Origin of the sequence: Mesobacillus sp. (assembly GCF_047739415.1) — a bacterium.
GTDB lineage: Bacteria > Bacillota > Bacilli > Bacillales > Cytobacillaceae > Mesobacillus.
Map to the genome: position 1 here is coordinate 1 of NZ_JBIQOE010000087.1, position 9,327 is coordinate 9,327.

At 44.6% G+C, this 9,327-nt stretch carries 8 protein-coding genes; all 8 read left to right on the forward strand.

The window, feature by feature from the left end; genetic code table 11:
- Nucleotides 1-318 precede the first annotated feature (318 nt).
- The 8 genes from sufC (at nucleotide 319) to ACH0QE_RS07270 (ending at nucleotide 8,858) form a co-directional block, all read left to right on the forward strand.
- A complete protein-coding gene (gene sufC / locus ACH0QE_RS07235; protein ID WP_041966111.1) occupies nucleotides 319-1,104 on the forward strand; it encodes a Fe-S cluster assembly ATPase SufC in 786 nt (261 codons plus the stop codon).
- An 18-nt stretch (nucleotides 1,105-1,122) separates the two neighbouring features.
- Nucleotides 1,123-2,430, forward strand: a complete 1,308-nt coding sequence (gene sufD / locus ACH0QE_RS07240) for a Fe-S cluster assembly protein SufD (protein WP_415800035.1) — start codon at nucleotides 1,123-1,125, stop codon at nucleotides 2,428-2,430.
- A complete protein-coding gene (locus ACH0QE_RS07245) occupies nucleotides 2,430-3,659 on the forward strand; it encodes a cysteine desulfurase (RefSeq protein WP_415800036.1) in 1,230 nt (409 codons plus the stop codon). The genes sufD and ACH0QE_RS07245 overlap by 1 nt, the downstream gene beginning before the upstream one ends.
- Nucleotides 3,649-4,095, forward strand: coding sequence for a Fe-S cluster assembly sulfur transfer protein SufU (gene sufU / locus ACH0QE_RS07250; RefSeq protein WP_192470132.1), 447 nt, complete (start codon nucleotides 3,649-3,651; stop codon nucleotides 4,093-4,095). Before ACH0QE_RS07245 ends, sufU begins: the two co-directional genes overlap by 11 nt.
- 96 nt (nucleotides 4,096-4,191) lie before the next feature.
- Entirely contained in the window at nucleotides 4,192-5,589 is a 1,398-nt protein-coding gene (gene sufB / locus ACH0QE_RS07255; RefSeq protein ID WP_079507085.1) for a Fe-S cluster assembly protein SufB, read from the forward strand.
- A gap of 535 nt (nucleotides 5,590-6,124) precedes the next feature.
- On the forward strand, nucleotides 6,125-6,973 hold the full coding sequence (locus tag ACH0QE_RS07260) for a DUF72 domain-containing protein (protein ID WP_415800037.1): 849 nt from the start codon (nucleotides 6,125-6,127) through the stop codon (nucleotides 6,971-6,973).
- A gap of 65 nt (nucleotides 6,974-7,038) precedes the next feature.
- Complete coding sequence (locus ACH0QE_RS07265; protein WP_415800038.1) at nucleotides 7,039-8,409, forward strand: bifunctional metallophosphatase/5'-nucleotidase; 1,371 nt, start codon at nucleotides 7,039-7,041, stop codon at nucleotides 8,407-8,409.
- A gap of 146 nt (nucleotides 8,410-8,555) precedes the next feature.
- Complete coding sequence (locus ACH0QE_RS07270; RefSeq protein WP_192470135.1) at nucleotides 8,556-8,858, forward strand: YunC family protein; 303 nt, start codon at nucleotides 8,556-8,558, stop codon at nucleotides 8,856-8,858.
- Nucleotides 8,859-9,327: the final 469 nt, after the last annotated feature.

Genomic DNA, 9,327 nt, shown 5'->3' on the forward strand with positions numbered 1-9,327 from the left:
AGTTTCTGCGGATTTTTGGCTCACTTCGTGAAGCTTACGCTTCACTGGCTTTTCAGCTTAGGCTGAAAAGCTGCCGAGTGGAAATAAAACGCTGCGAGCAAATGAATTTGCTCGGTCGTTTCCTTCCCACTCGGCATGAGCCAAAAATCAAATTGGGTTTGACAATAATCTACTGGGTTCGTTGTATTTCTTTCCACTTCTAAAGTGTTGCTAACACTTTCTATTTGTTATAAGATTGTAATGAGAATAAAATGAGAATAGAGTTAAAGACGGCAAGAGTCGGCTTAAAATCTTTTCTATATTGACGGAGGTAATATTATGGCAGGATCTGTATTATCAATTAAGGACCTTCAAGTTGAGATTGAAGGCAAGCAGATATTAAAAGGTGTGGACATTGAAGTTAAGGGTGGAGAAATCCATGCGATCATGGGACCGAATGGTACTGGTAAATCCACTTTGTCTTCTTCTATCATGGGACACCCTAAGTATGAAGTAACAAATGGAACAATTACGCTTGATGGCGAAGATGTTCTTGAAATGGAAGTTGATGAAAGAGCACGTGCTGGTTTGTTCCTTGCTATGCAATATCCAAGCGAAATCAGCGGTGTAACGAATGCTGACTTCTTGCGTTCTGCACTGAACAGCCGTCTTGGCGAAGGAAACGAAATTTCTCTTATGAAGTTCATCCGCAAGATGGATAAGCAAATGGAATTCCTTGAAATGGACCTTGATATGGCACAGCGTTACTTAAACGAAGGTTTCTCCGGCGGTGAGAAGAAGCGTAACGAGATCCTTCAATTGATGATGCTTGAACCAAAAATCGCAATTCTTGACGAAATTGATTCAGGACTTGATATCGACGCATTGAAGGTTGTTTCTAAAGGAATCAATCAAATGCGCGGCGAAGATTTCGGCTGCTTGATTATCACTCACTACCAGCGCCTTCTTGACTACATCACTCCTGACTATGTTCACGTTATGATGCAGGGCCGCATTGTTAAGTCTGGTGGACCAGAACTTGCACAGCGCTTAGAAGCAGAAGGATACGACTGGATTAAGAAAGAACTAGGCATCGAAGACGAAACAGTTGGGCAAGAAGCTTAAGCGTTGGGGGGATTTATAATGACTACGGAAACGAAATGGGCTTTTGACCAGGAGTACATTACTTCCTTCTCAAAAGAAATGAACGAACCGGAATGGCTGACAGAGCTTCGTGTACAATCTCTTGCAAAAGCAGAAGACCTCTCTATGCCAAGACCGGATAAGACGAAGATTGATAAATGGAATTTCACACAATTCGAAAAACTGCTCGTTAAAAGCGATGCTTTTTCATCCATCGACGAGCTTCCTGAAGATGTAAAAGCGCTTGTGGACCTTGAAGCAAAGGATAGCAGCCTATATGTTCAGCGCAATAACAAGCCTGCATATCTTCAACTTTCAAAGGAAATGCAGGAGCAAGGCGTTATTTTTACAGATATTTTCACAGCGGCTCGCGAATACAGTGATTTGCTAAAGAAATATTTCATGACAGCTGTTAAAAGTGATGAGCACCGTTTAACTGCACTTCACGCAGCATTCATGAACGGCGGAGCATTCCTTTATGTTCCTAAAAATGTTCAAGTCAAAAACCCAATCCAGGCGATCTTCCTGCATGATGATGCGGAAGCGAACCTGTTCAACCACGTGGTTGTAGCAGCAGAAGATAACAGTTCTGTAACTTATGTTGAGAACTACATCTCTACTACTGGCAAAGTGAACGGATTGGTGAACATTGTAACAGAAGCAATCGCTGGCCAAAATGCGAAAATCCAGTATGGTGCAGTTGATACTCTGGCTGAAGGTCTTACAACTTATGTAAACCGTCGCGGTCATGCTGGAAGAGATGCTCGTATCGAGTGGGCTCTTGGAATGATGAACGATGGCAACACAATTTCAGAAAACACTACGAACCTTGTTGGTGACGGTTCATACGGCGACACGAAGACAGTTGTTGTCGGTCGCGGAGAACAGACTCAGAACTTCACAACAAGCATCATTCATTTCGGCAAGAATTCAGAAGGCTATATCCTGAAGCACGGTGTTGTCAAGGATAGCGCTACTTCTATTTTTAACGGTATTGGAAAAATCGAGCACGGTGCATCTAAGTCGAATGCAGAACAGGAATCACGCGTTTTGATGCTTAGCGAAAAAGCTCGTGGGGACGCTAACCCAATCCTTCTAATCGATGAAGATGATGTAACAGCAGGCCACGCGGCTTCTGTTGGACGCGTTGATCCATTGCAGCTTTACTACTTGATGAGCCGCGGTATTCCGAAGCACGAGGCAGAGCGCCTTGTCATCCACGGATTCCTTGCTCCAGTTGTAAATGAGCTTCCGATCGAGGGAGTTAAAAAGCAGTTGGTAGAGGTAATCGAAAGGAAAGTTAAATAATGAACGCCCGCGAAATTCGTGAACTATTTCCGATTTTAAATCAGGAAGTCAATGGCAGCCCGCTTGTCTATCTGGACAGTGCGGCGACATCACAAAAGCCTGTGCAGGTTATCGAAGCACTGGACAAATATTATCGCGAATACAATTCCAACGTACACCGCGGTGTCCATACTCTTGGAACAAGAGCCACTGATGGTTACGAAGGATCAAGGGAAAAAGTCCGAAAGTTCATTAACGCAAAATCAATTGAAGAAATCATTTTCACCCGCGGTACCACTACTGCGATCAACACGGTAGCTGCAAGTTATGGCCGTGAAAACCTAAAAGAGGGCGATGAAATTGTCATCTCCTACATGGAGCATCACAGCAACATCATCCCATGGCAGCAGGTAGCAAAACAAACGGGTGCAACATTGAAATATATCGACTTGCAGGAAGATGGCACGATCTCACTTGATACTGTAAGAGAAGTGGTTACGGAGAATACGAAAATCGTTTCCATCATGCAGGTTTCCAACGTACTCGGTGTCATGAACCCGATCAAGGAGATTGCTGAGATTGCTCACCAGAATGGTGCGATCATGGTTGTCGATGGCGCTCAGAGCGCTCCGCATATGAAAATCGATGTTCAGAACCTAAATTGCGATTTTCTCGCTTTTTCCGGACATAAGATGTGCGGGCCGACTGGTATCGGCGTATTATATGGCAAGAAGGCACTTCTTGAAAAAATGGAGCCAGTTGAGTTTGGCGGTGAAATGATTGATTTCGTAGGTCTGTACGAGTCAACATGGAAAGAGCTGCCGTGGAAATTCGAAGGTGGAACACCGATTATCGCTGGTGCGATTGGTCTTGGTGCCGCAATCGACTTCCTGAATGATATTGGTCTCGATAATATTGAGAAGCACGAACACGCTCTTGCGGCTTACGCGATGGATAAAATGTCTGAAATCGAAGGCATGACCATCTATGGCCCGAAGGAAGCCGGCAAGCGTGCTGGACTCGTAACATTCAATATTGATGACGTACATCCTCATGATGTAGCGACAGTACTTGATGCTGAAGGAATCGCCGTTCGCGCGGGACACCATTGTGCGCAGCCGCTGATGAAGTGGCTGAAGGCGTCCGCGACAGCACGTGCAAGCTTCTACCTGTATAATACGGAAGAAGATATTGACAAGCTGGTAGCAGGCCTTGTCAAAACAAAGGAGTATTTCAGCGATGTCTTTTAATAATTTAGATAACCTTTATCGGCAAGTTATTATGGATCACTATAAGAACCCTCGCAATAAAGGTGTTTTGGAAGAAGGCAGCCTGACTGTTAATATGAACAACCCGACATGCGGCGACCGCATCCAGCTTACGATGAAAGTCGAAGACGGAAAGGTTGCGGACGCGAAATTTGAAGGGGAAGGCTGCTCGATTTCTATGTCCTCTGCTTCAATGATGACGCAGGCGGTCAAAGGAAGACCCATCGAGGAAGCTTTAAAGCTTTCAACGGTTTTTTCTGACATCATGCAGGGAAAAGATTATGAAGAGGATGATCTTGACCTCGGGGATATCGAAGCACTTCAAGGTGTAGCGAAATTCCCTGCAAGGATCAAATGTGCTACTCTTGCATGGAAGGCAATGGAGAAAGGCCTGAAAGAAGAGGAAGACAGCCAATAAGTTTTTTCCGAAAGAGCTGCGGGGGATTGGCCTGCAGCGAACAACTACAAAGCAGGAAACCTTGGTTTCAATGCTTTAAGAAGGAGGAATTCGACGATGGCTAAAAAAATGCCAGAGATCGGTGATTATAAATACGGATTTTCCGATAAAGACGTTTCCATCTTCCGGTCTAAGCGCGGTCTGACGCGTGAAATCGTTGAAGAAATTTCAAAAATGAAGGAAGAGCCGCAATGGATGCTGGACTTCCGTTTAAAATCATTGGAGCACTTCTACAATATGCCAATGCCTCAATGGGGCGGAGACATGGCTTCATTAAACTTTGATGAAATCACTTACTATGTAAAACCTTCTGAGCGCTCTGAAAAATCATGGGATGAAGTTCCTGATGAAATCAAGGCGACATTCGATAAGCTTGGGATTCCTGAAGCAGAGCAAAAATACCTTGCGGGTGTTTCTGCGCAGTACGAATCAGAGGTTGTATACCACAACATGAAGGAAGAGCTTGAAGAGCTAGGAATCGTCTTCAAAGACACAGATTCAGCTCTGAAAGAAAACGAAGACATTTTCCGTGAACATTTCGGAAAAGTCATTCCTCCAACAGACAACAAATTTTCAGCATTAAACTCTGCGGTTTGGTCTGGCGGATCTTTCATCTATGTTCCAAAGGGAATCAAAGTAGATACTCCGCTTCAGGCGTATTTCCGTATTAACTCTGAAAACATGGGACAGTTCGAGCGAACTCTGATCATCGTTGATGAAGGCGCACACGTACACTATGTAGAGGGCTGTACAGCTCCAGTTTACACAACAAACTCACTTCACAGTGCAGTTGTTGAAATCATCATCAAAAAAGACGCATATTGCCGTTATACAACGATCCAGAACTGGGCAAACAACGTCTTCAACCTTGTAACAAAGCGTGCGGTTTGTGAAGCGAACGCGACAATGGAATGGATCGATGGCAACATCGGTTCTAAGCTGACAATGAAGTACCCAGCAGTCATCCTCAAGGGTGAAGGCGCACGCGGTATGACATTATCAATCGCGATTGCTGGTAAAGGCCAGCACCAGGATGCAGGTGCGAAAATGATCCACCTTGCTCCAAACACATCATCAACAATCGTATCAAAATCAATCTCAAAGCAAGGCGGAAAAGTAACATACCGCGGTATCGTCCACTTCGGACGCAAAGCTGACGGCGCCCGCTCAAACATTGAGTGCGATACGTTGATCATGGATAACAAGTCTACTTCAGACACAATTCCATACAACGAAATCCTGAACGACAACATTTCTCTTGAGCACGAAGCGAAGGTTTCCAAAGTATCAGAGGAGCAGCTGTTCTATCTGATGAGCCGCGGAGTTTCCGAAGAAGAAGCAACAGAAATGATCGTAATGGGCTTCATCGAGCCATTTACAAAAGAATTGCCAATGGAATACGCAGTCGAAATGAACCGCCTGATCAAGTTTGAAATGGAAGGTTCAATCGGTTAATAAAGAAAGTTACGGGAATCCACCTGCCCCGGCAGGTGGATTTTTTGCATGGTTCAAGCATATGTATTTTACACAGATGAAGTTGTTTTCCAGTCATATGGAAGATTGTGCAAATATGGGATTGTTTTGCGCAATTAAAGGATTTCATTAAGAGATTCCGGCGTTTTCGATGCAATTAAGGAGTTTGAGTGTGCGAATTTGCCATGGTAGTGTGCAATTCCGGATTTACAGTTTGACATTTTTATGTAAAAAGTAGTGATTATCTAGAATTTCGTAGTGATTCGGTCCATTTTCGTAGTGATTATCATCAAAAGTGTAGTGATTTCTGGCAAAAACGTAGTGATTCATTTCAAAAGTGTAGTGATTCCTGGCAAAAAAGTAGTGATTCATTTTAAAAAAGTAGTGATTAGCAATTACCCTAGCTAATAAATATGTGTTTTTCCTCTTCTATAAGGGGGAATTAAGGTTAAACGATGTCATAGTTCTTATTCAGAAGGTAATTATGCTATCATGAAGGTAAAATGGAGGTGCACAGATGATTATTGTTGGCTTAACGGGCTGGGGAGACCATGATAGTTTATATGAGGGCAAGGTTTCACCGCGTGATAAACTGAAGGAGTATTCCAGCCACTTTCCCGCAGTCGAGGTTGATGCCTCTTTTTACGCTGTGCAGCCTGTGAGGAATGCCGCGAAATGGGTAGATGACACACCTGACAATTTTCAATTCATCGTTAAAGCGTACCAGGGAATGACCGGGCATCAGCGCGGTGAAATTCCTTTTGCTGATAAAAATGAGATGTTCACTGCTTACAAAGAGTCGTTGAAGCCCTACCTCGAAGCGAATAAACACGCCATGACGCTTTTTCAATTTCCGCCGTGGTTTGACCTTCGCAAGGAAAATGTCGACTATTTGCGCTGGTGTCGCGAGCAGATGGGTGATGTTGATTGTGCCCTCGAGTTCCGGAACCAATCCTGGTTTGAAGGTGAAATGCGCGAGAAGACACTGGATTTTATGAGAGAGGAAAAGTGGATCCACAGCATCTGCGATGAACCGCAGGCAGGTGAAGGCTCGATTTCAACGGTTCTTCAATCTACATCGAAAGATAAAGTGCTTGTACGCTTTCACGGCCGCAATGTCCATGGCTGGAACAAGAAAGGAAAAGGGCAGGACTGGCGTGCAGTCCGCTATTTATATCGCTATAATCAAGCGGAATTAACAGAATGGGCAGAAAACCTGAAAAAGTTAAACGAAAGCACATCCCAGGTTTTCGCATTGTTCAACAACAATTCCGGCGGAGATGCTGCTGATAATGCCAAACAAATGGTGGAGCTATTGGATATAGAATACGAGGGGTTAAACCCGAGGCAGCTGGATTTGTTTTAAGACTTTGGACCCTCCTGACAACATGCAGGGGGGCACTTCATTTTAAAAAGAGGATGGATGGTTAGATGGAAGAGGTTATTCATATTTACCATACGAACGATTTGCATAGCCATTTGGAGCACTGGCCAAGCATCCATAAGCTTGTGACTGATCGAAGGCGCTGGCACGAGGAAGCGGGCGACGAGGTGCTGGTGTTCGATATCGGCGACCATATGGACCGTTGGCACCCTCTATCTGATGCGACAAGGGGAAAGGCGAATTGCCGTCTTTTGAATGAAGCAGGCTATGATGCGGCAACCATAGGAAATAACGAAGGCATCACTCTTCCTTTCGAAGACCTGGATTCGATGTATCATGAAAAAAACTTCGAGATGCTGGTAGCGAATCTTTACAAGCAGGATGGGAGCAGGCCGGAGTGGACTAAGCCCTATCATGTATACATAAGCAAAAGCGGGACTAAAATCGGTGTCATTGGCATCACAGTGAATTTTGGGCGGTTTTATGAACAGCTGGGTTGGAAACTGACCGACCCGATCGAAGAGCTGAAGAATTGGGTCGATCAGTTAAAAGTTGAAACGGACGTTATTATCCTTCTATCACACCTAGGAATCCATGACGATGAAATGATTGCCGGGATGTTCCCGGAAATTGACGTCATTCTCGGAGGCCATACCCACCATATTTTACACGAGGGCAAAGAAGTTGGAGAAAGCCTGCTGGCGGGAGCCGGGAAGTTTGGGTACTACACCGGCCATGTGACTTTGAAGCTGGATAAGAATAAAAAGCAAATCTTACATAAGAAAGCCCTTCTCTATGATATGAACGAAGCAGATCAGGCTCAAGATGAGCGGGAAAAGGCAGAAGGATATTTCATCGAAGGCAAAACCCTGATGGCAGAAAGTGTTGCATTTCTTCCAGAGGCTTTAAAGGCAGATCCACTGCAGCATTCTGAGCTTTCCAGGATACTCACTCAGGCATTAAGGGAATGGTGTAACGCCGACTGCGCCTTCATGAATGCAGGTATGATCCTTAAGGGCTTGGAACGAGGAGAAGTCACGAAATTCGACCTGCTCGAAATCTGTCCACACCCAATCAATCCTTGTACGATCAGGATGTCAGGAGGAGAGTTAAAAGAAGTGCTCCTTCAGACTAGGGATGAAAAATGGCCCCATCTGCAGATAAAGGGGCTTGGCTTTCGCGGCACGGTCATGGGGGTCATGGAGTATGATGGAATCGAGTTTCAGCAAAAAGGGAACGTCACCCAGGTCCTCATCAATGGCAAGCTGATCGAGGCCAAGAAACACTATATACTTGCGATTCCTGATATGTTCACGTTCGGACGCTTTTTCCCTGAAATTCAGCGGGCTGAGGAAAAACGATATTGGCTTCCCGAGTTCCTTCGCAATTTGCTTGAGTGGAAGCTTGAGTCTTATTAAAATATTCCCGCGTGCTTTAGCGGGCTGTTATCGAATTAAATGAGCTGAAATTTTCAACCAACTGTCAGCAATATTTGATCAAAATATCACGCTTTCCTCCTCTCCTTCATAGAGTGTTATTGGGATTGAAGGAGGGAGTTGTGACCATGATCGACATGTCACCTATTGAAATAGAAGGCAGGACGTTTTTATGCATTTCTGTAAAACTGCCGAAGACAAACCTGCTTGTTGTTACAGGCGATAAAGGATACATTATGTGCGGAGCTCTGGATGTCGCACTTCTCAATGAAAAACTTAAGGGCAGGAAGGTTATTGCCGGCAGGGCGGTTGGCGTAAAAACAATCGAGGAATTGCTCGAAGCCCCGCTGGAGTCCGTCACTTACGAAGCGGAGAACCTTGGTGCAACAAAAGGCATGATCGGCAAAGAAGCATTGCTGCTCATGAATTAAAAAGACAGCCTGCATGGCTGTCTTTTTGCGTTATCATGTGAACTTATTGTGGCAATTGTTAAGATTCACTGGAGCGATCCGATATATTAGTTGAACTGCTTTTTTCCCAACTCAAATAAAGAAAAGGTATAACCACTGTTCTAAATATGTGATAGAATATAAGAAAATATTGTCGTTTTATGTAAAATTTTCTTGCTGTTTAAGAAATTATAAAAATTATTTAATTCTGGATAACTATATCTAGTATTCTTAATCCAGCTCCAGCGCCTAGCCCCTCGAGTTGCTTGTCTAGCTGCGGCTCCTAACTCCTCGAGACGCTTCGGTCCTGCCAATGAAGTCAAAGAACGACTTCACCGGTCGGCCCTCCGAGGCACACGAAGTGCTAGACCCGCCAGCCACAGGACGTGGCGTTATAAGGCGGGCAGCGCTTGTCGGAGCTGAACGAGGCGCTTGCACTTTTTGTTCTTCC

What these genes read in the sequence shown, in the direction of transcription:
- ACH0QE_RS07270 (WP_192470135.1), top strand. Translation starts at nt 8,556, where the DNA reads ATGATCGACATGTCACCTATTGAAATAGAAGGCAGGACGTTTTTATGC.
- sufD (WP_415800035.1), top strand. Translation starts at nt 1,123, where the DNA reads ATGACTACGGAAACGAAATGGGCTTTTGACCAGGAGTACATTACTTCC.
- sufC (WP_041966111.1), top strand. Translation starts at nt 319, where the DNA reads ATGGCAGGATCTGTATTATCAATTAAGGACCTTCAAGTTGAGATTGAA.
- sufB (WP_079507085.1), top strand. Translation starts at nt 4,192, where the DNA reads ATGGCTAAAAAAATGCCAGAGATCGGTGATTATAAATACGGATTTTCC.
- sufU (WP_192470132.1), top strand. Translation starts at nt 3,649, where the DNA reads ATGTCTTTTAATAATTTAGATAACCTTTATCGGCAAGTTATTATGGAT.
- ACH0QE_RS07245 (WP_415800036.1), top strand. Translation starts at nt 2,430, where the DNA reads ATGAACGCCCGCGAAATTCGTGAACTATTTCCGATTTTAAATCAGGAA.
- ACH0QE_RS07260 (WP_415800037.1), top strand. Translation starts at nt 6,125, where the DNA reads ATGATTATTGTTGGCTTAACGGGCTGGGGAGACCATGATAGTTTATAT.
- ACH0QE_RS07265 (WP_415800038.1), top strand. Translation starts at nt 7,039, where the DNA reads ATGGAAGAGGTTATTCATATTTACCATACGAACGATTTGCATAGCCAT.